General features: G+C 71.7%; 25 protein-coding genes. 19 read left to right on the top strand and 6 right to left on the bottom strand.

Annotated features, from left to right (window positions below; genetic code table 11):
* Positions 1-6: 6 nt before the first annotated feature.
* From ACFYML_RS24520 to cysN, 6 genes are all read left to right on the top strand, one after another.
* Positions 7-987, top strand: a complete 981-nt coding sequence (locus ACFYML_RS24520) for a ribose-phosphate diphosphokinase (protein WP_387422860.1) — start codon at positions 7-9, stop codon at positions 985-987.
* A 297-nt stretch (positions 988-1,284) separates the two neighbouring features.
* Complete coding sequence (locus ACFYML_RS24515) at positions 1,285-1,983, top strand: 50S ribosomal protein L25/general stress protein Ctc (RefSeq protein WP_387422859.1); 699 nt, start codon at positions 1,285-1,287, stop codon at positions 1,981-1,983.
* Between the two features lie 219 nt (positions 1,984-2,202).
* Positions 2,203-2,793: an aminoacyl-tRNA hydrolase gene (gene pth, locus ACFYML_RS24510; RefSeq protein ID WP_387273115.1), complete on the top strand. Its 591-nt coding sequence runs from the start codon at positions 2,203-2,205 to the stop codon at positions 2,791-2,793.
* A gap of 92 nt (positions 2,794-2,885) precedes the next feature.
* Positions 2,886-3,719 carry a 3'(2'),5'-bisphosphate nucleotidase CysQ gene (locus ACFYML_RS24505; protein ID WP_357437487.1) on the top strand — a complete coding sequence of 278 codons (834 nt, stop codon included), beginning with the start codon at positions 2,886-2,888 and terminating at the stop codon, positions 3,717-3,719.
* Positions 3,720-3,794: 75 nt separating this feature from the next.
* Positions 3,795-4,706 carry a sulfate adenylyltransferase subunit CysD gene (gene cysD, locus ACFYML_RS24500; RefSeq protein ID WP_387422858.1) on the top strand — a complete coding sequence of 304 codons (912 nt, stop codon included), beginning with the start codon at positions 3,795-3,797 and terminating at the stop codon, positions 4,704-4,706.
* The gene (gene cysN, locus ACFYML_RS24495) at positions 4,706-6,016 is read left to right on the top strand and encodes a sulfate adenylyltransferase subunit CysN (protein ID WP_387422857.1); all 1,311 of its coding nucleotides are present in this window, start codon (positions 4,706-4,708) and stop codon (positions 6,014-6,016) included. Before cysD ends, cysN begins: the two co-directional genes overlap by 1 nt.
* Positions 6,017-6,149: 133 nt before the next feature.
* Here the strand turns inward: cysN and galK are convergent, their stop codons facing one another.
* A complete protein-coding gene (gene galK / locus ACFYML_RS24490) occupies positions 6,150-7,343 on the bottom strand; it encodes a galactokinase (protein WP_387422856.1) in 1,194 nt (397 codons plus the stop codon).
* Positions 7,340-8,269: a UDP-glucose 4-epimerase GalE gene (gene galE / locus ACFYML_RS24485; RefSeq protein WP_387422960.1), complete on the bottom strand. Its 930-nt coding sequence runs from the start codon at positions 8,267-8,269 to the stop codon at positions 7,340-7,342. The genes galK and galE overlap by 4 nt, the downstream gene beginning before the upstream one ends.
* A gap of 228 nt (positions 8,270-8,497) precedes the next feature.
* Here galE and ACFYML_RS24480 point away from each other — a divergent pair, with 228 nt between their 5' ends.
* The 6 genes from ACFYML_RS24480 (at position 8,498) to ACFYML_RS24455 (ending at position 13,120) form a co-directional block, all read left to right on the top strand.
* A complete protein-coding gene (locus ACFYML_RS24480) occupies positions 8,498-9,508 on the top strand; it encodes a hemolysin family protein (protein ID WP_387422855.1) in 1,011 nt (336 codons plus the stop codon).
* 33 nt (positions 9,509-9,541) lie between these two features.
* The gene (gene trpS, locus ACFYML_RS24475; protein ID WP_387422854.1) at positions 9,542-10,567 is read left to right on the top strand and encodes a tryptophan--tRNA ligase; all 1,026 of its coding nucleotides are present in this window, start codon (positions 9,542-9,544) and stop codon (positions 10,565-10,567) included.
* A gap of 60 nt (positions 10,568-10,627) precedes the next feature.
* Positions 10,628-11,173 (top strand): 2'-5' RNA ligase family protein, encoded by a 546-nt coding sequence (locus tag ACFYML_RS24470; protein ID WP_387422853.1) that lies wholly within the window; start codon positions 10,628-10,630, stop codon positions 11,171-11,173.
* 53 nt (positions 11,174-11,226) lie between these two features.
* Positions 11,227-12,162, top strand: a complete 936-nt coding sequence (locus tag ACFYML_RS24465; protein ID WP_387422852.1) for a YhjD/YihY/BrkB family envelope integrity protein — start codon at positions 11,227-11,229, stop codon at positions 12,160-12,162.
* 1 nt (position 12,163) lies between these two features.
* Complete coding sequence (locus ACFYML_RS24460; RefSeq protein ID WP_387422851.1) at positions 12,164-12,532, top strand: GntR family transcriptional regulator; 369 nt, start codon at positions 12,164-12,166, stop codon at positions 12,530-12,532.
* Positions 12,533-12,676: 144 nt separating this feature from the next.
* Positions 12,677-13,120: a hypothetical protein gene (locus ACFYML_RS24455; protein ID WP_073839946.1), complete on the top strand. Its 444-nt coding sequence runs from the start codon at positions 12,677-12,679 to the stop codon at positions 13,118-13,120.
* A 6-nt stretch (positions 13,121-13,126) separates the two neighbouring features.
* On the opposite strand, the gene ACFYML_RS24450 is transcribed toward ACFYML_RS24455, so the two are convergent.
* The 3 genes from ACFYML_RS24450 to ACFYML_RS24440 form a co-directional block, all read right to left on the bottom strand.
* Complete coding sequence (locus ACFYML_RS24450; protein WP_387422850.1) at positions 13,127-13,492, bottom strand: VOC family protein; 366 nt, start codon at positions 13,490-13,492, stop codon at positions 13,127-13,129.
* Between the two features lie 186 nt (positions 13,493-13,678).
* Positions 13,679-15,313 (bottom strand): glycoside hydrolase family 13 protein, encoded by a 1,635-nt coding sequence (locus ACFYML_RS24445; protein WP_387422849.1) that lies wholly within the window; start codon positions 15,311-15,313, stop codon positions 13,679-13,681.
* Between the two features lie 339 nt (positions 15,314-15,652).
* Positions 15,653-16,738: a LacI family DNA-binding transcriptional regulator gene (locus ACFYML_RS24440; protein WP_387422848.1), complete on the bottom strand. Its 1,086-nt coding sequence runs from the start codon at positions 16,736-16,738 to the stop codon at positions 15,653-15,655.
* Positions 16,739-16,935: 197 nt separating this feature from the next.
* Between ACFYML_RS24440 and ACFYML_RS24435 the strand changes: the two genes are divergently transcribed.
* From ACFYML_RS24435 to ACFYML_RS24420, 4 genes are all read left to right on the top strand, one after another.
* Positions 16,936-18,186 (top strand): extracellular solute-binding protein, encoded by a 1,251-nt coding sequence (locus ACFYML_RS24435; protein WP_387422847.1) that lies wholly within the window; start codon positions 16,936-16,938, stop codon positions 18,184-18,186.
* Complete coding sequence (locus tag ACFYML_RS24430; protein WP_387422846.1) at positions 18,186-19,829, top strand: ABC transporter permease subunit; 1,644 nt, start codon at positions 18,186-18,188, stop codon at positions 19,827-19,829. Before ACFYML_RS24435 ends, ACFYML_RS24430 begins: the two co-directional genes overlap by 1 nt.
* On the top strand, positions 19,826-20,725 hold the full coding sequence (locus ACFYML_RS24425; protein ID WP_387422845.1) for a sugar ABC transporter permease: 900 nt from the start codon (positions 19,826-19,828) through the stop codon (positions 20,723-20,725). The genes ACFYML_RS24430 and ACFYML_RS24425 overlap by 4 nt, the downstream gene beginning before the upstream one ends.
* Before the next feature lie 182 nt (positions 20,726-20,907).
* Positions 20,908-22,719, top strand: coding sequence for a glycoside hydrolase family 13 protein (locus tag ACFYML_RS24420; RefSeq protein WP_387422844.1), 1,812 nt, complete (start codon positions 20,908-20,910; stop codon positions 22,717-22,719).
* 52 nt (positions 22,720-22,771) lie between these two features.
* Here the strand turns inward: ACFYML_RS24420 and ACFYML_RS24415 are convergent, their stop codons facing one another.
* A complete protein-coding gene (locus tag ACFYML_RS24415; protein ID WP_387422843.1) occupies positions 22,772-23,386 on the bottom strand; it encodes a TetR/AcrR family transcriptional regulator in 615 nt (204 codons plus the stop codon).
* Positions 23,387-23,482: 96 nt separating this feature from the next.
* Between ACFYML_RS24415 and ACFYML_RS24410 the strand changes: the two genes are divergently transcribed.
* From ACFYML_RS24410 to ACFYML_RS24400, 3 genes are all read left to right on the top strand, one after another.
* Positions 23,483-24,490, top strand: a complete 1,008-nt coding sequence (locus ACFYML_RS24410; RefSeq protein ID WP_387422842.1) for a hypothetical protein — start codon at positions 23,483-23,485, stop codon at positions 24,488-24,490.
* Between the two features lie 57 nt (positions 24,491-24,547).
* Positions 24,548-24,889, top strand: a complete 342-nt coding sequence (locus tag ACFYML_RS24405) for a hypothetical protein (RefSeq protein WP_387422841.1) — start codon at positions 24,548-24,550, stop codon at positions 24,887-24,889.
* Positions 24,890-25,166: 277 nt separating this feature from the next.
* The gene (locus ACFYML_RS24400; RefSeq protein WP_387422959.1) at positions 25,167-26,237 is read left to right on the top strand and encodes a BMP family protein; all 1,071 of its coding nucleotides are present in this window, start codon (positions 25,167-25,169) and stop codon (positions 26,235-26,237) included.
* Positions 26,238-26,382: the final 145 nt, after the last annotated feature.

Here is a 26,382-nt window from a genome sequence, read left to right as displayed (position 1 = left end):
GGGCCCATGGGCAGCATCGTCGCCGAAAACCGCAAGAGCCTGATGCTCTTCTCCGGACGTGGCTTTCCGGAGCTGGCCAAGGAGATCGGTGAGGTGCTCGGCGTCGCGCCGACGCCCACCGACTCGTACGAGTTCGCCAACGGTGAGCTCTTCGTACGGTACAAGGACTCGGTGCGCGGTTCGGACGCCTTCGTGGTGCAGTCCGTGACGCACGGGGTCAACACCTGGGTCATGGAGACCCTGATCATGGTGGACGCGCTGAAGCGCGGTTCGGCGAAGCGGATCACGGTGGTGCTGCCGTACTACCCGTACTCGCGTCAGGACAAGAAGCACCGGGGCCGGGAGCCGATCTCGGCGCGGCTGGTGGCCGACCTGCTGAAGACCGCAGGCGCGAACCGGATCCTGACGGTCGACCTGCACACCGCGCAGATCCAGGGCTTCTTCGACGGTCCGGTGGACCACCTGTTCGCGATGGACGTGCTGGCCGAGTACGTGGAGCACAAGTACGCGGGCCGCCCGATGACGGTGGTGGCGCCGGACTCGGGCCGGGTGCGGGTGGCCGAGCGGTGGACGGACCGGCTGGGTGGCTGCCCGCTGGCGTTCATCCACAAGACGCGGGATCCGCTGAAGCCGAACCAGGTGGTGGCGAACCGGGTGGTCGGTGAGGTTGAGGGTCGGGTCTGCCTGATCGTCGACGACATGATCGACACGGGTGGCACGATCAGCAAGGCCGCCGACATCCTGAAGGAGTCCGGCGCGGCGGAGATCGTGGTCGCCTCGACCCACGCGTTGCTGTCGGACCCGGCGACGGAGCGGCTGAAGAACAGCCCGATCAGCGAGGTCGTGGTGACCAACACGCTGCCGCTGCCGCCGGAGAAGCAGCTCGACAAGCTCACCGTACTGTCGATCGCGCCGCTGCTGGCCCGGGCGATCCGGGAGGTCTTCGACGACGGGTCGGTGACCACCCTGTTCGGTGGCCTGAGCTGACCCACCGCCGCCGCCCGGCGGTCGTCGCGGACGGTCGCCGGCGGTGTGCCGGTTGTCCTGCGGGCCCGTCTGAACGGTGATATGGGGACTGCCGGATTGCTGGGAAACGGCTCGGGTAGACTGGTGCGGTTGCCACGGCGAGGGTGCCCGGCGGGCCGCTGAAAAGCACCGCACGGAGGCGCCGTCATCGACGCGGTGCTCCGGGCAGTCGACTAGACGCATGAGCCCCAGCGAGCCCCTCGCCCCAGCACCGCAAGACGACAAGCCGCCGCAGCGAAAAGCATCAGGAGTTTCCCCGTGTCCGAGGTAAAGATCAGCGCCGAGCCCCGCACCGAGTTTGGCAAGGGTGGTGCCCGTCGTACCCGCCGGGCCGGCAAGGTGCCCGCCGTGCTGTACGGCCACGGCGAGAAGCCGAAGCACATCGCGCTTCCGGCGCGTGAGTTCGCCGCCGCGATCCGCAAGGGCGGTGCGAACCAGCTCTTCGCGATCGAGGTCAGCGACGGCACCCAGGTGCTGGCGCTGCCGAAGGCGATCCAGCGTGACCCGATCAAGGACACCTTCGAGCACGTCGACCTGCTGCTGGTCCGCCGTGGCGAGAAGGTCACCGTGGAGGTGCCGGTCGAGCTGACCGGTGAGGCCGCGCAGGACACCCTGATCGTGCACGACCACGACACCCTGTCGGTGACCGCCGACGCCACCCGGGTGCCGGACCACCTGGAGGCCTCGATCGAGGGTGCCCAGCCGGGCGTCCAGGTCACCGCCGCCGACGTCAAGCTGCCGGCCGGTGTCGAGCTGGCCGCGGACCCGGAGCTGCCGGTCGCCACGGTGACCGCCGCCCCGACCGCCGAGCAGCTCGAGGCCACCCTGCCCGAGGTCGAGGAGGCCGAGGAGGAGGCTGAGGCTGAGGTCGGCGAGGAGACCGCTGAGGCTCCCGAGGGCGCTCCGGCCGCCGAGGGCGCGGAGGCTCCGGCCGAGGGGCAGCGGACCGAGGCCTGATCGGTCTGCAGACTGTGCGACAGGCGTCCCCGGTTTCGGGGGCGCCTGTCGCTGTTTCGGAGCCGGCCGCCGGGTGGCGGCTTCGCGCGCGACGGCGCCAGGTCGTGGTGCGCTGGCAGACGCGCCGAGCTGGTGTTGTCGCTCGACGGCTCCGGGCGGTGGCGGGTCGGTGGACGCGCCGCGCTGGAGTCGTCGTGGTAGGAGCGGAAGGGATGTGGCGTGACGGACGAGGCGGGGCCGTGGCTGGTGGTCGGCCTGGGCAACCCCGGTCGGGAGTACGCGGGCAACCGGCACAACGTCGGCTTCATGGTGGCGGACCTGCTGGCCGGCCGGTTGGGCGCGAAGTTCGGCCGGCACAAGCGGGCGGTGGCGGAGGCCGCCGAGGGGCGGCTCGGGTTCGGCGGCCCGAAGTTGGTGCTGGTGAAGCCGCTGACGTACATGAATCTTTCCGGCGGGCCGGTGGTCGCGCTGGCGCAGTTCCACAAGATCCCGCCGGGGCGGGTGATCGCCGTGCACGACGAGCTGGACATCCCGTACGGGCAGCTGCGGGTGAAGTGTGGCGGCGGCGAGGGCGGCCACAACGGCCTGCGGTCGATGTCGAAGTCGCTGGGCACGAAGGACTACGTACGGGTGCGGTTCGGCATCGGCCGGCCGCCGGGGCGGCAGGACCCGGCAGACTACGTGTTGTCGGACTTCTCCTCGCTGGAACGCAAGGAGTTGGAGTTCCTGGTGGACCGGGCGGCGGACGTGGTGGAGTCGGTGGTCACCCGCGGGGTGGAGCCGACGCAGAACCTCTATCACGGCGTCTGAGTGCCGGGCGGGGCGTGCCGGGTTCGGCTGGTCGGGGCCGGTAGTCTGCGCCTTTCTGACGTGGCGGATGCCTGCGACGGGAGCGGGAGAAGATGGCTAATCCTCCGATGATCGACGGTGCCTTCGCCCGGTGGTTGGCGGCGCGGGCCGGGCAGGCGCTGATGAACCTGCGCGCGGAGATGGGCTTCGCCGATCCCGGGGCGTTGAAGTCGGCCGGGGACAAGGTCTCGCACGACCTGATCCGTACCGAGCTGGCGAAGTGGCGCCCGGGCGACGCGGTGCTGTCGGAGGAGGACGAGGGTTCGCGGCTGGCCTGGACGGCGGAGGTGAGCTCCGAGGCGGTGTCCCGGCTGAACGCGGACCGGGTGTGGATCATCGACCCGCTGGACGGCACGCGCGAGTTCTCGGAGGACGGCCGGTCGGACTGGGCGGTGCACGTGGCGCTCTGGGCGCGGAACGCGCCGACGTCGCACGGCCTGGTGGCGGGTGCGGTGGGGCTGCCGGCGCAGCATCGGGTGCTGGCCACGGACTACCCGCCGGCGTACCCGCCGATGACGTTGGAGGCGGCCACGTCGGGCGGCGGGCGGACCATCCGGTTGGCGGCCAGTCGTAGTCGTCCGCCGGTTTTTCTGACCGATCTGGCAGAGGACGTCGGCGCTCATCTCGTTCCGATGGGCTCGGCGGGGGCGAAGATCGCCGCGGTGGTCACGGGGGAGGTCGACGCGTACATCCACGCCGGCGGCCAGTACGAGTGGGACTCTGCTGCTCCGGTCGCTGTGGCGACGGCCACCGGCCTGCACGCTTCCCGGATCGACGGTTCTGCGCTGAAATACAACGAGGCCGACCCGCGCCTGCCCGACCTGCTGGTTTGTCGCAAGGATCTCGCCAGCCGGTTGCTTGCAGCGCTGCAGAGGCATTCCGGGTAGCCTGAGTTCTTCACGAGTCCGACCGGAAAGGTCTGGAATCCCGATGTGCGGATCTGAGCGAATCGAGTTCGTGTCATGACGGCCCCGGCCGCGTACCGGGTCTCCCACCTCGACGCGCTGGAGGCGGAGAGCATCTTCGTGATGCGCGAGGTCGTCGCCGAGATGGAGCGGCCGGTGCTGCTGTTCTCCGGCGGCAAGGATTCGATCGTGATGCTCCGGTTGGCCCAGAAGGCGTTCGCCCCGGCCAGCATCCCGTTCCCGGTGATGCACGTGGACACCGGGCACAACTTCCCCGAGGTGCTGGAATACCGGGACCAGCGGGTCGCCGAGCTCGGCCTGCAGCTCATCGTGGCCAGCGTGCCCGAGGCGCTGGCCAAGGGGCTGGTCCGCGAGTCGGCGGACGGGATGCGCAACCGGATCCAGACGCCGGTGCTGCTCGACGCGGTGGAGAAGCATCGCTTCGACGCGCTCTTCGGCGGTGCCCGCCGGGACGAGGAGAAGGCCCGGGCCAAGGAGCGCGTGTTCAGCTTCCGCGACGAGTTCGGCCAGTGGGATCCGAAGAACCAGCGCCCGGAGTTGTGGGCGCTCTACAACGGTCGGCACCACCCGGGCGAGTCGATCCGGGTGTTCCCGCTGTCCAACTGGACCGAGCTGGACGTCTGGCACTACATCGCCCGGGAGCGGATCCCGCTGCCGTCGATCTACTACGCGCACGAGCGTGAGGTGATCGAGCGGGACGGCATGCTCTACGCGGTCAACGAGTTCTTCCGGGCACGCGCCGGTGAGGATTCGTTCAAGGCCCAGGTGCGCTACCGGACCGTGGGTGACGCCTCCTGCACCGCGGCGGTCCGCTCGGAGGCGGACACGGTGGAGAAGGTGATCGAGGAGGTGGCCGCCACCCGGATCACCGAGCGCGGTGCGACCCGCGGCGACGACCGGGTCAGCGAGGCCGCCATGGAGGACCGCAAGCGGGAGGGCTACTTCTGATGAGCGCGGAGACGCTGGCACCGGACGCGACGGCCTCCGGGCCGGAGGCCCGGCAGATGGACCTGCTGCGGTTCGCCACCGCGGGCAGCGTCGACGACGGCAAGTCGACCCTGATCGGCCGCCTGCTGTACGACACGAAGTCGCTCTTCACCGACCAGCTCGCCGCCGTCGAGGCGGTCAGCGCGGCCCGGGGCGACGAATACACCAACCTGGCGCTGCTCACCGACGGCCTGCGGGCCGAGCGGGAGCAGGGCATCACCATCGACGTGGCGTACCGCTACTTCGCCACGCCGCGGCGGAAGTTCATCATCGCCGACACCCCAGGGCACATCCAGTACACCCGGAACATGGTCACCGGCGCCTCCACCGCCGACCTGGCGCTGATCCTGGTGGACGCGCGCAAGGGCCTGGTGGAGCAGTCCCGCCGGCACGCGTTCCTCTGCTCGCTGCTGCGGGTGCCGCACCTGGTTCTCTGCGTCAACAAGATGGACCTGGTCGACTGGTCGCAGGAGGTGTTCGAGCGGATCGCCGACGAGTTCACCGCGTTCGCCGCGAAGCTCGACGTGCCGGACCTGACCGTGGTGCCGATCTCCGCGCTGAAGGGCGACAACATCGTCGCCCGCTCGGAGAACATGCCCTGGTACGAGGGGTCGTCGCTGCTGCACCACCTGGAGCGGGTGCACATCGCCTCCGACCGCAACCTGGTCGATGTGCGCTTCCCGGTGCAGTACGTGATCCGGCCACAGTCCACCACCGTCACCGACTACCGCGGCTACGCGGGTCAGGTGGCCTCCGGGGTGCTCAAGCCCGGCGACGAGGTGATGGTGCTGCCGTCCGGCTTCACCAGCCGGATCGCTTCGGTGGAGACGGCCGACGGCCCGGTGAACGAGGCGTTCCCGCCGATGTCGGTGACGGTCCGGCTGACCGACGAGATCGACATCTCGCGCGGCGACCTGATCTGCCGGCCGAACAACGCCCCGGCGGTCGCGCAGGACATCGAGGCGATGGTCTGCTGGATGGACGAGACCCGCCCGCTCCAGGTCGGCGGCAAGTACGCCATCAAGCACACCACCCGCTCCGCGCGGGCGATCGTGCGCGGGCTGCACTACCGGTTGGACATCAACTCGTTGCACCGCGACGAGGCGGCCGGCGAGCTGAAGCTCAACGAGATCGGCCGGGTGCGGCTGCGCACCACGGTGCCGCTGCTCGCCGACGAGTACCGCCGCAACCGCACCACCGGCGGCTTCGTCATCATCGACGAGACCACCAACCGGACCGTCGGCGCCGGCATGATCGTCGAAGCCACCTGACCCCACCCGGCGGCCGGCCCCCATTCGCCAGGTTGATCAAGAGGTTCGCGTCCAAGTCGATCTTCGCTTGAGGCGCAAACTTCTTGATCAACGCCGTGTCGGCGTGGGGGTGGGGCCGCCGGCCGGACTCTTCTCAATCGAGGCGGGTGGCGCCGCCGACCGGGAGGGCGGTCAGGGTGCCGGGGGCGGCGAAGCCGCGCTCGGCGTACGCGGCGGTGACGGCGTCGGCGACCGCCGGTGCGCGGTCGGCGTCGACCAGGGCGAGCACGCAGCCGCCGAAGCCGCCGCCGGTCATCCGGGCGCCGTACGCCCCGGCGGCGAGGGCCGCCTCGACCGCGGTGTCCACCTCCGGCACGGTGATCTCGAAGTCGTCGCGCATCGAGGCGTGCGAGGCGGTCAGCAGGGGGCCGATGTCGCGTACCCGGCCGGCGCGCAGCAGCGCGACCGTGTCGAGCACCCGCTGGTCCTCGGTGACCACGTGCCGGACCCGGCGTCGGGTCTCCTCGTCGGGCAGCCTCGCCAGCGCCGCGTCGAGGTCGGCGACGGTCACGTCGCGCAGGGCCGGCACCCCGAGGGTCCGCGCCGCCCGCTCGCACGACGCGCGGCGGGCGGCGTACTCGCCGTCGGCGTGCCGGTGTGGGGCCCGGCTGTCCACCACCAGCATGGCCAGCCCGGCCGCCGCCAGGTCGAAGGGGATCGGTTCGACGTCTTCGGTGCGACAGTCCAGGAAGAGGGTGTGCCCCGGGCGCCCGCGGATCACGGCGGACTGGTCCATGATCCCGGTGGGCGCACCGACGTAGTCGTTCTCGGCCCGCTGGGCCAGCCGCGGCCACCGGTCGGCCGGCAGGTCCAGCCCGCCCAGCTCGACCAGGGCGGCCAGCACCGCCGCCTCGACGGCCGCCGACGAGGAGAGCCCGGAGCCGACCGGCACGTCGGAGGCGACGGCGAGCCGGGCCCCCGGCACCCGGTGGCCGGCGGCCCGCAGCGCCCAGACCACCCCGGCCACGTAGGCGGCCCAGCCGGTGACCCGGCCGGGCTCGTCGGCCTCGGCCGGGCCGAACTCGACCGGCTCGTCGGCCAGCTCCGACCAGACCGTCCAGCGTTCGTCGTCCCGCGGGGCCGCGGCGACCACGGTACGCAGCGGCAGCGCGAACGGGAGCACGAAGCCCTCGTTGTAGTCGGTGTGCTCGCCGATCAGGTTGACCCGACCGGGTGCCGCCCAGCGGCCGGCCGGCTCCGCGTCGTACCGCTGCCGGAAGCCGGCCCAGGCGCGGGCGGCGACGCCGCCGGACGGCGCGGTGGCGGTGGTGGGGGTCGCGGTGGTCACCGCTGTCCCAGGACGTGCGCCCGGTAGAAGGCCCAGGCGTCGCCGATCATGTCGTGCAGGGTGGGCTTCTGCGGCACCCAGCCCAGTTCCTCGCGGGCCAGCGCGGAGGAGGCGACCAGCTCGGCCGGGTCACCCTCGCGGCGGGGGGCCACCTCGACCGGTACGGGTTGGCCGGTGACCTCGCGGACCACCTCGATCACCTGTCGGTTGGTGAAGCCGTTGCCGTTGCCGAGGTTGTAGATCAGGTGCCGGCCGGGGACGGCGGCGGTCAGCGCCAGCAGGTGCGCCCGGGCCAGGTCCTCGACGTGGATGTAGTCCCGGATGCAGGTGCCGTCGACGGTGGGGTAGTCGTCGCCGAAGAGCTGGAGCTTCTCGCGCCGGCCGGCCGCCACGTCGAGGGCGAGCGGGATGAGGTGGGTCTCCGGGTCGTGCCGTTCGCCGATGGCCTGCCCGTCGTGCAGGTACGCCCCGGCGACGTTGAAGTAGCGCAGCGAGACGGCGGCCAGGTTGTGCGCGATCGCCTCGGAGGTGAGCGCCATGTCGACGGCCAGCTTGGTCGCCCCGTACGTGTTGGTGGGGGCCTTCACGGCGGTCTCCGGGATGGGCACCTCGCTCGGGTTGCCGTAGACGGCGGCGGTGGAGGAGAAGACCAGCCGGGGCACCCGGGCGGCGCGGGCCGCGTCGATCAGGGCGAGCGAGCCGACGGTGTTGGTCGCCCAGTAGAGCTCCGGCTTGACCATCGACTCGCCGGCGGCGATCAGCGCGGCGAAGTGCAGCACGCCGTCGAAGCCGGCGTCCGGGGTGAGCACCCGGGCGACCTCGTGGACCGGCAGGTCGACGTGGGTGGCCTCGGGGGCGAGGGCTGCTCGGTGGCCGGTGCGCACGTCGTCCAGGACGGTCACCTCGTGGCCGTGGTCCAGCAGCATCCGGGTCACCACGCTGCCGATGTAGCCGGCGCCGCCGGTGACGAGCAGTTTCACGTCGGGTCCTCCTGCCTGGCCGCGTCGCGTGGCGGCCGTCCGTGATCACCCTAAGGCCGCCGGTCGGGCCGTGGCTGCGCATGGCTTCCTGTCATTCCACCATGACCCGCCATGATTGAACAGATCCGAACATTGCCCCCGCTGCCCGGTTGCCCGCTGTCTACCATCCTTGTCATGCGGGAGGCAGGCGGCCGCGGGCCCCGGCGACGACCTCCGGGGCGACCGCGACGCGAGCCCGGCCCCCTCGCGCGCACCGTGGCCCGGCTCGTGGTCCGCGCCGCCGACGGCGCCACCCGCCTGGTCACCGATCTGCTCGGGGCCAGCCCGACGGCCGGCCGCGAGCGGATCAGCGAGGCCGAACTGCGCGACCTGGTCGCCGCCAACACGGTGCTCGACCCGGACGAGCGGCGGATCATCGACGAGGTGCTGGTGGCCGGGGCGCGCCTGGTCCGCGAGGTGATGGTGCCGCGCACCGAAGTGGAGTTCCTGTCCGCCGGGCTCACCGTCGCTGAGGCGGAGCGGCTGGTCCGGGTGGAGACCCACACCCGCTACCCAGTGGTCGACGGCACCCACGACGACGTGGTCGGCTTCGTGCACCTGCGCGACGTGCTGCTCCGCCCCGAGCGCGAGCGCCACGGCACGGTCGGTGAGCTGATCCGCGAGGTGAAGCGGTTGCCGGGCAGCAAGCGGGTGCTGGCCGCGCTCACCGAGATGCGCCGGGAGGGGCACCACCTGGCCGTGGTGGTCGACGAGTACGGCGGCACCGCCGGCATCGTCACGTGCGAGGACCTGGTCGAGGAGTTGGTCGGGGAGATCCACGACGAGTACGACGGCCCGCCCGACCCGGCTCACGCCGGCCTGCCCGCCGTGGTCGACGGCCGGCTCAACCTGGCCGACTTCGCCGAGCGCACCGGGGTGCCGCTGCCCGCCGGGCCGTACGAGACGGTCGGCGGGTTCGTGATGGCCGCCCTGGGCCGGCTGCCGGTGACCGGGGACGAGGTGCCGGTGGCCCCGGGCGGGCCCGACCCGGACGACCCGCCGGGCGGCTGGCTGCTGCGGGTGCTCGCGCTGGACGGGCGGCGGGTGTCCCGGCTCGCGGTCTCCGCCGCGCGGCTGCCCGAGCAGCGGCGTGAGGTCCCGACCCCGGTCGCGCCCGCCGAGCGCCGACCCGCCGGCCCGTCATGACGTACGCCGGGCCTTGCTGACAGAATTGCCGGCATGTCCGACGTACCCGCCCGCCCCCGCGTCTTCTCCGGCATCCAGCCGACGGCCGACTCGTTTCACCTCGGCAACTATCTGGGTGCGGTGCGGCACTGGGTGGCCCTGCAGGACAGCCACGATGCCTTCTATTGCGTGGTCGACCTGCACGCGATCACCGCCGGGCACGACCCGAAGGTGCTCAAGCAGCGCTCCCGGATCGCCGCCGCGCAGCTCTTCGCCGTCGGGATCGACCCGGAGCGCAGCACCCTCTTCGTCCAGTCGCAGGTGCCCGAGCACCCGCAGCTGGCCTGGGTGCTCGGCTGCATCACCGGCTTCGGCGAGGCCAGCCGGATGACCCAGTTCAAGGACAAGTCGCAGAAGCAGGGCAACGAGCGGGCCAGCGTCGGCCTCTTCACGTACCCGATCCTCCAGGCCGCCGACATCCTGCTCTACCAGGCGCACGCGGTGCCGGTCGGCGAGGACCAGCGGCAGCACCTGGAACTCTCCCGCGACCTGGCCCAGCGGTTCAACACGCTGTTCGGCCCGACCTTCACGGTGCCCGCGCCGCACATCGTCAAGGACACCGCGAAGATCACCGACCTGCAGGACCCGACGGCCAAGATGTCGAAGTCGTCCTCCTCGCCGGCCGGCATCATCGACCTGCTGGAGGATCCGGCCCGCTCGGCCAAGAAGATCCGCTCCGCGGTCACCGACACCGGCCGCGAGATCGTCTTCGACGCCGAGGGCAAGCCGGGCATCGCCAACCTGCTGTCCATCTACTCCGCGCTCTCCGGTCGGGGCATCGACGATCTGGTCGCCGCGTACGACGGCAAGGGCTACGGCGACCTCAAGAAGGACCTGGCCGAGGTGGTCCGGGATTTCGTCACGCCGATCCAGGAGCGCACCCGCGGCTACCTGGACGACCCGGCGCAGCTCGACAAGCTGCTCGCCCAGGGTGCCGAGAAGGCCCGGGCGGTCGCCGCGGCGACGCTGCGGACGGCGTACGAGCGGATCGGGTTCTTCCCCCCGGTCCGCTTCGAGTAGCGGCCCGGGCGCGACGGGAACGGGTGGACGCAGTCGGTGGCCGGAGGGGTGGCGCGGAGCGTGGATCGCAGGGACGGGGCGCCGGACGCCGACGACTCCATCCAGATCGGGATCGCGGTGGACATCCCCGAGCCGTGGGGCGGGATGCTCACCCGCCGCCGGGTCGAGGCCGGTGACCCGCAGGCCGTCCCGGCCCACGTCACCCTGCTCGGGCCGACCGAGATCCCGGTACGCGCGCTGTCCGCGGTCGAGGCGCACCTGGCCCGGGTGGCCGCCACCCACCTGCCGTTCACCCTGCACCTGCGGGGCACCGGCACCTTCCGCCCGGTCACCCAGGTGGTCTTCGTGGCGGTGGCGGCCGGGATCAGCGAGTGCGAGCTGCTCGCCGCCGCCATCAACGCGGCCCCCGAGCTGCACCGGGAGGCCCGCTTCCCGTACCACCCGCACGTCACGGTGGCCCAGGACGTCCCGCCCGAGGTGCTCGACAAGGTGTACGAGGATCTGGCCGACTTCTCGGCGCTGTTCGAGGTGGACGGGTTCACCCTCTTCTCGCACAGCGGGGCGACCCGGTGGCAGCCCCGCCGCGACTTCCGCCTGGGCGGTTGAGCTGAGCGCGTGGCCGGCCCGCCGTCGGGCGGGGAATCGGTGAGGATGACGTGGTGAACGTGCTCGGCCGGATCGAGGCGGCGGTGGGTCGCCGGATCGACGTGGCCCGGCACCGGCTGCCGGCCTTCGACCACCTGTGGCGGGCCGGGGCGCTCTACGCCGAGGTGCTCGGCGGGCGGCTCGCCGCCGCGATCGCCTACTACGGCTTCTTCGCGGTCTTCGCGCTGGCCCTGGTCGGATACTGGGTCTTCGGCGCGATCCTCGAGGACAACGACGAGGTCAGCAGGGCGGCGGCGGATTTCCTCCGGGAGAATCTGCCGTTCCTCAAGCCGGACCAGATCGCGCAGAGCAGCGGCACGGTCGGGGTGGTCGGCCTGGTCATCCTGGTCGTCACCGGGATCGGCTGGGTGGAGGCGATCCGCTCCTCGCAGCGGCTGATGTACGGCTTCAACCAGCAGCCCGGCAATCTGGTGGTCCGCCGGCTGGTCGACCTGGGCGTGCTGGTGGTGGTCTTCCTGATGCTCGGCATCTCGGTCGCCGCCGTCGACGCGCTGGAGTCGCTGCTGCGCTTCCTGCTGCGCAGCACCGGGTCGGTCGGGCTGACCACGGTGAGCGCCGTGCTCAGCGTCGTGATCAACGCGGTGCTGGCGGTGGCGCTGCTGGTGGCGGTGCCCCGGCTGCGGATGAGCCGTCGCCGGCTGCGGCCGGTGGTGCTGGTGGTCGCCGTCGGCATCACCCTGCTGAACACGGTCGGCCGCTACTACGTGATGCGCACCGAGCGGAATCCGGCGTACACGGTGGTGGCCACCGCGGTGGGGCTGCTGCTCTACCTCTACCTGCTCAACCAGTTGGTGCTCTTCGGCGCGGCGCTGGCCGCCACCAGCCGGTACGGCCGGGTGGTGGACCTGGCCGAGGGCGGCGCGGCCCGGGAGGTGGACGTGGAGGCCGACGAGGTGCCCGAGCCGGGTACGCCGGGAGGAGCGGGCTGAGATGCGGATCCGGATCGACCCGGGCTCGGCGGTGCCCCCGTACGAGCAGGTGCGCGGGCAGCTCGCCGGGATGATCGGTGACGGCCGGTTGCCGGTCGGCACCCGGCTGCCCGCGGTCCGGCAGCTCGCCGGCGACCTGGGCCTGGCGGTGAACACCGTCGCCCGGGCGTACCGGGAGCTGGAGGGGGCCGGGCTGGTGGAGACCCGGGGGCGGCACGGGACTGTGGTGGCGCCGGGGCGCGACGACGCCGCCGACCGCCTGCACCGCGCCGCCACCGACTACGCCGCCGAGGCGGTCCGCCTGGGCGTCCCACCGGACCGCGCGCTCGCCGTGGTCCGCGCCGCCCTCGACGCCACCCACCCGGCCTGACGCCGGCGGACCCCGCGCAGGGCCGCCGCGGGCTCGACCGGGACCCGCTCACTTTCCGGGAAATTGGGGCCTCACGACGTCTTGGGGCCACACTTTCCGTGAATCTGGGCGGAGCTGCCGGGCGGGAGCGACCATGATGGGCCAGTGGGCGCACTCGTGACGCTGGACCTGCCGGACGACTCGCCGATGCTCGGCCTGCCGTGGATCATCACCTTCGGCCCGCTCGGCGACGCCGACGAGTGGGAACCGGTGGTCTGCGGCCCGTACGAGCGGCCACACGCGCTCGCCTTGGCCGAGGCGGTGGTGGCCGAGGAGCAGCTGATGGCGGTGGTCGAACCGCTGCTGCCGGCGCTGACCGCCGAGGAGATCCGCGGCGAGATCGCGGCGTCCCAGCTCGCCGCCGAGGAAGAGACGGCCCAGGTCGACCAGGCGGACCTCTACGGCGACTTCGAGGACACCATCGACGAGGAGCTGGAGCTCGCCGCCGAGCAGGAGCCGGCGGCCGAGCCGGTGACCCCGCCCAGCCGCGACGAGGTGCGGGCCGGTTTCGCCCGGATCGCCGAGCTGCTCACCAGCAAGGGGGACTGACCCCGCTCACCGGCGCGGTGCGTGGTCGAGTACGCAGAACTCGTTGCCCTCCGGGTCGGCGAGGACGACGAAGCCCTCCTCGCCGGACTGGCCGACGTCCGCGGGGCGGGCGCCGAGCGCGAGCAGTCGGCGTACCTCGTCCCGCGGGTCCCCGTCGGACACCAGGTCGAGGTGCAGCCGGTTCTTCCCGCGCTTGGGCGTGCCGCTGCCCTGCAACCAGACCGTCGGGCCGGGCCGGTCTGACGGCGGCCACAGCTTCGCGCTGCCGTCGTCCCCCTGCCGCACCTGGTAACCAAGGGCGCGGGACCAGAAGGAGGCCATCAGCTCGATGTCGTCGACGTCGAGGGTGTATTGCGTCACGTGTGCCGTCATGACCTGGTGCTACCCGGTGCGGACCGGCGCTGAACGTGGCGTCCCAGATGGACACCGACGCCTCGGGGAGCGGACTCCCCGAGGCGCCGGCGCCACCTCACCCCCCCCACCACAAGGGGTCGGTAGCCCAGCCGCCCGTCGGCGCGGAGCACAACGGACGACCAGGTCAATGGCGGGTTACCCGGCTCAGCGCCGTTCGAACCACGCAGCCGCGTCCACCGGCAGGACGTGCCCGTCGCCCTGCTCGATGAGGTCGGCGCTGGCGACGATCGGCCGGCCGTGGCCGGCGACCGTGACCTCGGCGCCGCTGATGTTGATCACGCAGGTGAACTCGGCGTCCCCGGCGGTACGGCGGAACGCCAGCACCCCGGGCTCGGTCTCCAGCCAGGTGATGCCGTCGGTGCCGGCCAGCGCCGGGTGCTCGTGCCGGATCCGCAGGGCCGCCCGGTAGAGCTCCAGCGTCGAGCCGGGCACCCCGGTCTGGGCGGCCACCGACAGGGCCCGCCAGGTCGTCGGCGCCGGTAGCCAGCTCAGCTCGCTGCCGGCCGGCCCGAAGCCGTACGGGGCCAGCTCGCCGCTCCACGGGATCGGCACCCGGCAGCCGTCCCGGCTCTCGCCGGTGCGCAGGAACGCCGGGTCCTGGCGCAGCTCGTCGGGGAGGTCCAGCACCTCGGGCAGGCCCAGTTCCTCGCCCTGGTAGACGTACGCGCAGCCGGGCAGGGAGAGCATCAGCAGGGCGGCGGCCCGAGCGCGGCGCAGGCCGACCTCCCCGTCGCCGTACCGGGTGACGTGCCGCTGCCGGTCGTGGTTGGAGAGGACCCAGGTGGTCGGCGCGCCGACGATGGTCGACTCGGCGAGCGCGGTGTCGATCACCTTGCGGAACGAGTCGGCCGACCAGGTGGCGTCGAGGAAGTCGAAGCTGAACGCCTGGTGCAGCTCGTCCGGGCCGATGTAGCGGGCGAGGCGCTGCGGGGTCTCGGCCCACGCCTCGGCCACCGCCATCCGGCCGCCCGGGTAGCTGTCCAGGATCGGCCGCCAGGCGCGGTAGATGTCGTGCACCTCGTCCTGGTCGAAGTACGGCAGCCGGCCCTTGCCCAGCAGCTCGGACTGGCGCTGGCCGGTGGTCATCGAGTTGAAGCCGACGTCCGGCAGCCCCTCGGCCTTGATCATCCCGTGCGCCACGTCGATCCGGAAGCCGTCCACGCCCCGGTCGAGCCAGAACCGCAGGATGTCCTCGAACTCGGCGCGTACCTCGGGGTGGCGCCAGTTCAGGTCAGGCTGGGCCGGGTCGAACAGGTGCAGGTACCACTGGCCGTCAGCGACCCGGGTCCAGGCGGGGCCGCCGAAGATGCTCTCCCAGTCGTTCGGCGGCAGCTCACCCGTCTCGCCCTGGCCCTCGGCGAACAGGTAGCGCTCGCGCTCGGTCGAACCGGGGCCGGCCGCGAGCGCCGCCTGGAACCACGGGTGCGCGCTGGACGTGTGGTTGGGTACCAGGTCCGCGATGATGCGCAGGCCCAGGGCGTGCGCGTCGGTGATCATCGCGTCGAAGTCGGTGAGGGTGCCGAAGAGTCGGTCCACGTCCCGGTAGTCGGCCACGTCATAGCCGGCGTCCACCTGCGGCGAGGTGTAGAACGGCGTCAGCCAGAGCGCGTCGACGCCGAGGTCGCGCAGGTACGGCAGGCGTTCCCGGATGCCCTGGAGGTCCCCCACGCCGTCGCCGTTGGCGTCTGCGAAGCTGCGGACGTAGACCTGGTAGACGACCGCGGATCGCCACCAGTCGTCGTCGGAGGTCAGCGGCGTGGGGTTGGTGGCGGCGGTCATCGGTGACGATCCCCGTTCTCTGTCGCGGGAGGGCAACACCCCGCGCGGTGTGGGTGACGGCGCGGTGTCTGAGCAGGATGCCGCCCGAGCGCTGCAAGAGTCAAGCATTCCTTGCGCAAGAAATGACAGCAGTAGCGCGGATCAGGTTCATCTCCCACCCCCACCCGTCCCACCCGTCGGGACCCACCACCCCGCACGCCACCCGAGCCGTGGACCGCGACGGCAGCCGTCCGCGTGCCGTGATCCACTCCGGTTCGCCGAAGGAGCGGTGTTCGCCGGCCGGGATCGCGCCACCTCGCCGACCTGGTGGCGTCGGGCCGCCGCCGCGCGCTCGGCGGGTCAGGCCGGGACGGCGAGGGAGGAGGTCGGCGGACGCTGGCGCCCGGGTCCGCTGTCCGGAGCGGCGTCGGCCGGGCGGACCACGGCGGTGGAGCCGCGGACCACCAGCTCGGGGCGGAACAGGTATTCGGAGTGCGGGGCGGGATGCCCGTTGATCTCGTCGACCAGGGCCCGGACCGCGGCCACCGCCATGGCGGCGACCGGCTGGCGCATGGTCGTCAGTGGCGGGTCGGTGAAGGCCATCAGCGGGGAGTCGTCGTAACCGACCACGGAGACGTCGTCGGGGACGGCGAGCCCGCGCTGGCGGGCGGCCCGGATCGCGCCGAGCGCCATCAGGTCGGAGCCGCAGACGATGCCGGTCACCCCGCGCTCGATCAGCCGGCCGGCGGCGGCCTCCCCGCCCTCGACGCCAAAGAGGGAGAGTTCGGCCAGTTCCCCGACCTCCACCTCGGTCGCGCCGGCCAGCCGGGTCATGGCCGTCCGGAAGCGGGCCACCCGGCGCTGCACCGGCACGAAGCGGTCCGGGCCGGTGATCAGGCCGATCCGCCGGTGGCCGAGCGCGACCAGGTGGGCGATGGCCAGCTCGGTGGCCTCCCCGTCGTCGCAGGAGACGAAGGGCGCCGCGATGCCGGGCGCGTACCCGTTGATCATGACGATCGGCAGCGGTCGGGCGATCAGCGCGCGGTACCGATCGTGGTTGGCGGCAGTGTCGGCGTGCAGGCCGGAGACGAAGACGATCCCGGACACCTGCCGGTCCAGCAGCATCTCGACGTACTCGTCCTCGGTGACGCCGCCGGGGGTCTGGGTGCAGAGCACCGGGGTGAAGCCGCTCTGCGCCAGAGTGGACTCGATGATCTGGGCGAAGGCCGGGAAGATCGGGTTGTCCAGCTCCGGCACGACCAGGCCGACCAGGCCGGCGCTGCGCTTGCGCAGCCGGGCGGGGCGCTCGTACCCGAGCACGTCGAGGGCGGTGAGGACGGCCTGCCGGGTCTCCGGGGCCACTCCCGGGCGGTCGTTGAGCACCCGCGACACCGTGGCCTCGCTGACTTCGGCCTGTTGGGCGATGTCGGACAGTCGAGCGCGCATGGCGGCACTTTAGCTCACGGGAAAGTTCTTGCGTACACTCCTGCAATACCTTCCATTCTCTGCAACGCCTTGCTAACGTCCCCGCAACACGCGAGAGCAGCGGCGCGGCACCCAGCGCCGGTCAGCAAGAAATTTCAGAGGTTTCCACTGGCGGGCCGCCCTTCCCCCGGCGGGCCGCCATGACGACAGGAGTACCGATGCGCATCCGTACCGCGGGTGTGGTCGCTGTCCTCGGCCTGGCGCTCGCCGCCTCGGGCTGCGGTGGCAGTGACAGCGACAAGCCGGCCGCCAAGGAGTCCGCCAAGGCGGCGGGCGGCAAGCTGGTCATCTGGGCCGACGACAAGCGGACCGCGGCCCTCAAGCCGTTCGCCGAGGAGTTCGGCAAGGAGAACGGGGTCACCGTCGAGGTCCAGGCCGTCTCCAAGGACCTGCAGACCAACTTCGTCACCGCCTCGCAGCAGGGCAGCGGCCCGGACGTCGTCGTCGGCGCGCACGACTGGATCGGCAACCTGGTCCAGAACGGTGCCATCGACCCGGTGCAGCTCGGCGCCGAGCAGAAGAGCGCGTTCAACGAGACCGCGGTCAAGGCTGTCACCTTCAACGGCCAGCTCTACGGCGTCCCCTACGCCACCGAGAACGTCGCGCTGATCCGCAACACCGAGCTGGCCCCCGAGGCGCCGAAGACGATCGAGGAGCTGGTCGCCACCGGCAAGCAGCTCAAGGCCCAGAAGAAGGCCAGCGAGATCCTCTGCCTCCAGTCCGGCCAGAACGGCGACGCGTACCACATCTACCCGCTGTACACCTCCGGCGGCGGCTACCTGTTCGGCACCGCGGCCAACGGCGACTACGACCCCAAGGACCTGGGCGTCGGCAAGCCGGAGTCGATCGCGGCCTTCCAGAAGATCGCGAAGCTGGGTGAGAAGGGCGAGGGGGCGCTCAAGCGCTCGATCACCGGCGAGAACTCCATCGCCACCTTCACCGGCAAGAAGTGCGCGTACCTGGTCTCCGGCCCGTGGGCCATCGCCGACGCCAAGAAGGCCAACATCAAGTACGACATCTCCCCGGTCCCCGGCTTCGCCGGTGGCAAGGAGGCCCAGCCGTTCGTGGGCGTCCAGGCGTTCTACGTCGCCGCCAAGGGCAAGAACAAGGCCCTGGCCCAGGAGTTCGTCACCAACTACGTGACCAAGCCCGAGCTGGCCGTCGCGCTGTACAAGGCCGAGCCGCGCCCGCCGGCGCTGACCGCCGCCTTCGACCAGGTCAAGGGCGAGGACCCGGACCTGGCCAAGTTCCAGGAGGCCGGTAAGAACGGCCAGGTGCTCCCGGCGATCCCGGCCATGGCCGCGATCTGGGACCCGTTCGGCAAGGCGGAGGCCGCCGTCATCGGTGGCGCCGACCCGGCGCAGACGATCACCGCCGCCGGCAAGACCATCGCGGGTCAGATCAAGTAATGAGCACGTCGCTGTCCGGCCCGGAGCCTGCCACGCAGGCTCCGGGCCGGGAGCCCGTTCGCCGCGGGCTCCCGCGCCCGTCCCGTACCGCGCGGAACCACGCGCCGATCACCGCGACCGGCCTCCTCGTCAAGGTGATCCTGCTCGGCCTGGTGGCCGGCATCGCGATCTGGGCGGCGTTCCCGCTGATCGAGGCCGAGCACTGGATCGGGCTGGCGATCCTGGCGATCACCACCGCTGGTCTGTTCTACCTCTACCTCGGCCGCCGGCACGTCCCGGCCAAGTACCTGGTCCCCGGCACGCTCTTCCTGATCGCCTTCCAGGTCTTCCCGGTGCTCTACACCGCGAGCACCGCGTTCACGAACTTCGGCGACGGCCACCGCGGCAGCAAGGACGACGCGATCGTCGCCATCCAGAGCTCCTCGGTGAAGCAGGTTCCGGGCTCCACCGAGTACGCCCTCTCCATCGCCACCAAGGGCGACCCCGAGACCGGTGCGCTGGTCTTCCTGCTCAGCGACCCGAAGACCAAGGAGGTCTTCGCGGGTGACGCGAACGGGCTGCGCAAGCTCGACGCCGGGCAGGTGACGGTCAGCAACCTCAGCGGCAAGGTCACCGCCGCCGACGGCTACACCGTGCTGAACATCGGTCAGGCCAGTGGCCGCAGCGACGCCATCACCGCCCTGGTGGTGCCCACCTCCGGCGGCGCCATCCGCTCCAACGGCCTCACCCGCGCCTACGAGGGCAAGGCCATCCGGGCGTACGACGAGGGCTGCGACTGCGTCAAGGACAGCGAGACCGGCAAGACCTGGACCGCCGACCCGGCGAGCGGCTCCTTCGTGGCCGCCGACGGCGAGCGGCTGGCCCAGGGCTGGAAGGTCAACGTGGGGTTGAAGAACTTCAGCCGGGTGCTGACCGACCCCAACATCTCCGGCCCGTTCTTCGGCACGCTGCTCTGGAACTTCGCCTTCGCGATCGGCTCGACCGGGCTCACCTTCCTGCTCGGCATGGCCATCGCGCTCGCCCTGCACTCGCCCCGGATGCGCGGCACCAACTTCTACCGGGTGCTGCTGATCCTGCCGTACGCCATGCCGTCGTTCGCGATGCTGCTGGTCTGGCGGGACATGTTCAACACCGACTTCGGCTTGGTCAACAACCTCTTCGGCCTCGGCGTCGACTGGTTCGGCGAGGCCTGGACGGCGCGGGCCGCGGTGCTGCTGGTGCAGCTCTGGCTGGGCTATCCGTACATGTTCCTGGTGGCCACCGGCGCGCTCCAGGCGATTCCCCGGGAGCTGACCGAGGCCACCTCGGTCGACGGCGCCTCGCCGTGGCAGTCGTTCCGGGCGGTCACCCTGCCGCTGCTGCTGGTCGCGCTCTCGCCGCTGCTGATCGCGTCGTTCGCGTACAACTTCAACAACATCAACGCGATCTGGATGACCACCGAGGGTGGCCCGTTCGCGCCGGACAACCCCACCAACGGCGCGACCGACCTGCTCATCACCTACACCTACCGGCTGGCCTTCGGTGCCCAGGGCGCCGAGTTCGGGATGGCCGCCGCAGTCTCGATCTTCATCTTCGCGATCGTGGCGACCGTGTCGGCGATCAGCTTCCGGCGTACCCGTAAGCAGGAGGAGGTGTACTCGTGACGACGCTCGCGGACGCCCCGGTGGCCGACCGCAACGCCACCGGCCGGCGGCGCAACCGCTGGTTCGCGCAGGTGGGCTGGCGACATGTGGTCGGCGTGCTGGCGGTGATGTTCAGCCTCTTCCCGATCCTGTTCGTGCTCTCGGCGGCGCTCAACCCGCTCGGCACCCTCTCCTCGACCGAGTTGCTGCCGACCGGCGCGTCGTTCGAGAACTTCGCGAACCTGTTCCGCAAGACCGCCTTCGCCCACTGGTTCCTCAACTCGCTGCTGATCGCCGGGATGGCCGCCTTCGTGTCGATCTTCCTCTCGGCGCTCGCGGCGTACGCGTTCTCCCGGATGCGCTTCGCCGGCCGGCGGTTCGGCCTGCTCACGCTGCTGCTGATCCAGATGTTCCCGCAGTTCCTGGCGATCGTGGCGATCTTCCTGATCTTCACCACGGTCACCGACCTGTGGCCGGCGATCGGCTTCAACACCCCGTGGGGGCTGTTCCTGCTCTACATGGGTGGTGCGCTGGGCGTCAACACCTGGTTGATGAAGGGCTTCTTCGACACGCTGCCGAAGGAGTTGGACGAGTCGGCCACCATGGACGGGGCCACGCACGCCCAGGTCTTCTTCCGGATCATGCTGCCGCTGGTGGCGCCGATCCTGGCGGTGACCGCGCTGCTGTCGTTCATCGGCACGATCAACGAGTTCATGATCGCCAACGTGTTCCTCACCAACACCGAGTCGAAGACGCTGGCGGTCGGCATGTTCGGTCTGGTCGCCGGCGAGCGGAACAACAACTTCGGGATGTTCGCGGCGGGAACCCTGCTCACCGCGGTTCCCACGGTGCTGGTGTTCCAACTGCTCCAGCGCTACATCGTCTCCGGCCTGACGGCCGGAGCGGTCAAGGGATAAATCGGATAGGTGGCCGCTCGCCGTCCTGCCCGAGGCGAGTGGTGCCACTCCGAAGCACGCTGCGGCAAGGGCGTCGGGTCGACGTACACCGGAGCAGTCACGGGACGACCGCCGCGGTCAAGGAACCGGCCGCGGCGGGCGGCCCCTCCCTCTCCCCGTCGGTACGACGCGAAAGGTTCGCCATGTCCCTCCAGCCGCACCACGACGGATCCGCCACCTACGTGCCGGAGCAGGAGCCCGCGCTCGGGCGGCGCGTCCCGGTCTTCGTCCGGGTGCCGGTCGGCACCGACGTCCGCCAGGTGCACGTCCGGACCACCGGCGACGGCGAGCCGCGGTTCGCCGAGGCCGTGGTCGACCGCACCGAGGGCGGTGACGTGTGGTGGCGGGCCGACGTCGAGGTCCGTAATCCGGTCAGCAACTACCGGTTCCTGCTCGACGGGCGCGCGGGCCACCGGTGGCTCAACGCCGCCGGCCTGGTCGACCACGACGTGCCGGACCACGGCGACTTCAAGTTGGTCAGCTACGCTCCGCCGCCGGCCTGGGCCCGGGACGCGGTGATCTACCAGATCTTCCCGGACCGGTTCGCCCGGTCCGCCGCCGCCGACGGCCGGACCCCACCGGAGTGGGCGATCCCCTGCGACTGGGACACCCCCGTCATCGGGCGCGGGCCGGAGACGCCGCGCCAGTTCTACGGCGGTGACCTGGACGGCGTCACCGAGCACCTGGACCACCTGGACCGGCTCGGCGTCAACACCGTCTACCTCACCCCGATCTTCCCGGCCCGCTCCAACCACCGGTACGACGCGTCCAGCTTCGACACCGTCGACCCGCTGCTCGGCGGGGACGCCGCCCTCGCCCGGCTGGCCGACGCCGTGCGCGCCCGGGGCTGGCGGCTGCTCGGCGACATCACCAGCAACCACACCGGCGACGCCCACCACTGGTTCACCGCCGCCGCCTCCGACGTCACCGCGCCGGAGCGGGAGCTGTACTACTTCGACGAGGCGACCGCCGACTACGAGTCCTGGAACGGGGTCAAGTCGCTGCCGAAGCTCAACTGGGGCAGCGCCGAGCTGCGCCGGCGCTTCGCCACCGCCGAGGACTCGCTGCTGCGCCGCTGGCTGCGCCCGCCGTACGGGCTGGACGGCTGGCGGGTGGACGTGGCGAACATGACCGGCCGGCGGGGCGCCGACGCGTACACCCACGAGGTGGCGCGCCTGCTGCGCGAGGTGGTGGCCGAGACCCGGGCGGACGGGCTGCTGCTGGCCGAGCACGGCCACGACCACACCGGCGACCTGGACCGGGACGGCTGGCACGGCACGATGAACTACGTCGGCTTCACCGACCCGGTCTGGTCCTGGCTGCGCCACGGCGACGACCCGCTGCCGAACTTCCTCGGCACCCCGGGCGGGGTGCGGCGGCGGGACGCGGGCACCGTGCTCGCCACTATGAACAGCTACCGGTCGCTGATCTCCTGGCGGTCGTACGTGCACTCGTGGCAGCTGCTCGGCTCGCACGACTCGGCCCGGATCCGGACCGTGGTCGGTGACGCGGCCCGGCAGGAGGTGGCCGCCGGGCTGCTCGCCACCATGCCGGGCACCCCGGTGGTCTTCGCCGGCGACGAACTGGGGCTGACCGGCACGAACGGGGAGGGGTCGCGTACCCCGATGCCGTGGCACCGGCCGGAGAGCTGGGACCGGCGCACGTTCGAGGCGTACCGGTCGTTGCTGGCGCTGCGCCGCGGCGAGCCGGCGCTGCGGCACGGCGGCCTGCGCTGGGTGCACGCGGACGCCGACACCCTGGTCTTCCTGCGCGAGGCGCCCACCGGCACGGTGCTGGTGCTGGCCCGCCGTGCGGCCGGCACCCCGGTGCGGCTGGCCGGCCTGCCTGCCGGGGAGAACGCGTACGGCGGCGCACCCGCCCTGCGGCCCGCCGCCGACGGCGTGGTGATGCTGCCCGCCGACGGCCCCACCTTCCAGGTCTGGCGGCTCGCCTGAGGTGTGAGCACCGGCCTCCTGTCAACGGATTCCGTTGCCCAGGGGGCGCCTGCTAACCGCTGACGGGTGACGTGGCGCTGCCGGTGAGGAGCGTGCGGACGCCGGCCAGATAGGTGTGGCGGTCCGGCTGACCGGTCAGGATGCGCTGCATGAAGTAGCCGGGGACCAGGCCGAACAGGGCCGCCCCGGCCGCCTCCGGGTCGGTGTCCGCCGGCAGTTCGCCGGTTTCGCGCGCCCGCCGGGCGATCGCCACGAAGTGGTTCCGGAAACCGCGGTACGTCGTCCGGACGAAGTCGGCCAGCGCCGGGTCCCGCTGCGCCTCGCTCCAGACCTGGATGGCCAGCCGCAGCACGCCGTCCGGGCCGCTCTGGGAGTCGACGTAGGCCAGGGCCCGGGCCAGCGCCTCGGTCAGCGGCAGCGGCGGCTCGTGGCGGGCCAGCTCGGCGAAGACCTGGTCCGCCCCGCCGATCACGGACTGGGCGATCGCGGTGACCAGGTCGTACTTGCTGGGGAAGTAGCGGTAGACCGCCCCGACCGAGAGCCCGGCCTCACGGATCACGTCCTGCATCGAGGTGTTGTGGAAGCCGTCGCGCAGGAAGCACCTCCGGGCCGCGTCGAGGATCTGCTGGCGGCGGGCCGCGAGGTGTTCGTCCGATACGCGTGGCACGACCGACAGTGTAAAGCGAACGTTCGTTCTTGACCGGAGGTCGACCGGGGCGCATCCTCAACCTAAGAGAATGAACGTTCGTTTTAGGAGGCGGAGATGTCCGCTCACCCGTCCCGGGTCCGCTCGCCCTGGCTGTTCGCCGTCCTGCTGGCCGCCCTCGCGGTGGCGGCCCAGGCGCTGCTCGTACCGCTCTTCGCCGCTCCGGCGGCGCATCTCGCCCCCCGTGACCTGCCGGTCGCCGTCGCCGGGCCGGCGCCCGCGACCACCGAACTCGCCGCCCGGCTGGCCACCGCCCGGCCCGGCGCGTTCGAGGTGACCACGCTGCCGGACGCGGCGGCGGCCGACCGGGCGCTCCGCGACCGCGAGGTGTACGCCGCCTTCGTCGCCGGTCCGGACGGGATCGCGCTGCACACCGCCCCCGCGGCGAGCCCGACGGTGGCCGCGCTGCTCACCGAGGCCGCCGCGCAGCTCTCCGGCGGCCGCCCGGTGCCGGTGGAGCAGGTCGTCCCGGCCGACCCGGACGACCCGCGCGGCGCCGGGTTCGCCGCCGGGTTCCTGCCGTTCGCGCTGACCAGCATGCTGGCCGGTGCACTGCTGGTCTTCCTGGTGACCCGCCGCGGCGCCCGGCTGTTGGGGCTGGTGTCCTACGCCGCCCTCGCCGGCCTGGCCGGGGTGGCGGTGCTGCACGGCTGGCTCGGCATCCTGGCCGGGGACCTGTGGCGCGAGGCGGGCGCGATCGGGCTGTTCGCGCTGGCCGCGGCCGGCACCGTGGCCGGACTCGGGGCGGCGCTGGGCGGTCCCGGCATCGGGCTCGGCGCGCTGCTGGTCTTCCTGGTCGGGAACCCGCTCTCCGCGGTCAGCGCGGCGCCGGAGCTGCTACCCCAGCCGTGGGGAGCCGTCGGACAGTACCTGCCGGTCGGAGCCGGCGGCACGCTGCTGCGCGCGGCGGCGTTCTTCGACGGCGCGGGCGGCAGCCGGCCCCTTGCCGTGCTGGCAGGGTACGCGGTGGTCGGTATCGGTCTGGTCCTGGTCAGTCGCCGGCGGGCCGGAGCCGACGGGCGCAGCGCGGCGCCGGGAGCGCGGCCGACCAAGGTCACGGTATGACGGCAGCTGCCGGGGCCGACTACTACAAGCCGTCGTTGCTGGGGCAGGATGGTCGGCGTGGAAGCTCTTCGGCTGGTACTTCTCTACGTCCATCTGATCGGGTTCGCGATGCTGCTCGGCGGCTCGATCGCCCAGTACGTCAGCGGCCGGCTGCGGATCAACGCGGCCATGCTCTGGGGCTCGGTGATCCAGGTGCTGACCGGAATCGGTCTGTCCGCCCCGCTGCGCGACGGGCACGAGCCGGCACCCGCCAAACTTGTTACCAAGTTGGTGCTCGCGCTGCTGATCTTCGTCATGGTCTTCTTCTCCCGCAAACGGGAGTCGGTCAACCGTGGCCACTTCCTCGCCATCATCGCGTTGACGCTGGTCAACGCGGCGGTGGCGGTCTTCTGGCGGTAGCCCGTCAGCAGTGTGAACGCCACCGGAAAACGGACTTTGGTGACGCCTCTCCGGAGGCCCGTCGGCACGGGAAGTGATCTGCCCCACCCAACGGTTACACCGGGGTAACGGACGCCCAACAGTCGTGCACGATTGTCGGCCGGTGGGTGGGCGCGGGCGTACGCTCCCGTCCGTAACGTGGGACGCCGGCGGGCACACCGCAGGCCGGCGAAAGGGCTGCCACCGCGCACAACGCGGTGTGCAATGGGAAGGAGACGTCTTGCGCTCTGTGCGTGGGATGCGGATCGTCGCCTCCGCCTTCGTGGCGGGTGGCCTCGTGCTGGGCGCCGCCGCGTGTGGTGAGGCCCCCAAGGACAACAACGGCGCCGGTAGCGGTGCCAAGAAGTACAGCGCCTGCATGGTGACCGACGTCGGTGGCATCGACGACAAGTCGTTCAACACCTCCGCCTGGGCGGGTCTCCAGGAGGCCAAGAAGGCCAACGACAACATCGACATCAAGTACGTCGCGTCGAAGGCCGAGGCGGACTACGAGGTCAACCTGACCGGGTTCGTCAACCAGAAGTGCGACTTCATCCTGGCCGTCGGTGGCCTGATGTCGGACGCCACCAAGAAGGCCGCGACCGCGAACCCGAACCAGCAGTTCGGCATCGTCGACTCGAACCCGGGTGTGGCCAACGTCTACCCGATGCAGTTCGACACCGCGCAGGCCGCCTTCCAGGCCGGCTACCTCGCGGCCGGGATGAGCAAGACCGGCAAGGTCGGCACCTACGGCGGTCTACCGATCCCGCCGGTGACCATCTTCATGGACGGCTTCGCCGACGGCGTCGCGTACTTCAACAAGACCAAGAGCAAGAACGTCCAGGTGCTCGGTTGGGACAAGGCGACCCAGAAGGGCTCCTTCACCAACGACTTCACCAAGCAGGACGAGGGCAAGAAGGTGTCCGACGCGCTGGTCGCCCAGGGCGCGGACATCATCATGCCGGTCGCCGGCGGCGCCGGCCTCGGCACCACCGCCGCGGCCCAGGCCTCCGGTGGCAAGTACTCGGTCATCTGGGTCGACACCGACGGCTGCAAGAGCACCCCGAACTGCCCGGCGCTGGTGACCACGGTCGTCAAGAACATCCAGGACGCCGTCAAGGACGCCGTGCTCAAGGCCGCCGGTGGCGAGAAGCTCCAGGCCACGCCGGGCTTCGTCGGCACCCTGGCCAACAACGGCGTGTCGATCGCCCCGTTCCACGACTTCGACAGCAAGGTCCCGGCGGACCTGAAGGCCGAGGTCGACAAGATCAAGGCGGACATCGCCGCCGGCACCATCACGGTCACCTCGAAGGCCCAGCCGACCAAGTGACCCGTTCGCCGGCCGCCGCGGATCATCGGCCGCGGAGGCCGGCGGGCACCACGCACGACGATCCGGCCGCCTCGGCGCACGTGGGGACATCTCCCGCGCCCGCCGGGGCGGCCGGTCCGCACCATCCCCGGCCCGGTCAGGCGGC

The organism is Micromonospora sp. NPDC007230 (assembly GCF_042869115.1).
Lineage (GTDB): Bacteria > Actinomycetota > Actinomycetes > Mycobacteriales > Micromonosporaceae > Micromonospora.
Note: the sequence above shows the minus strand (reverse complement) of the source record. Positions and strands in the feature narration are given on the sequence as shown.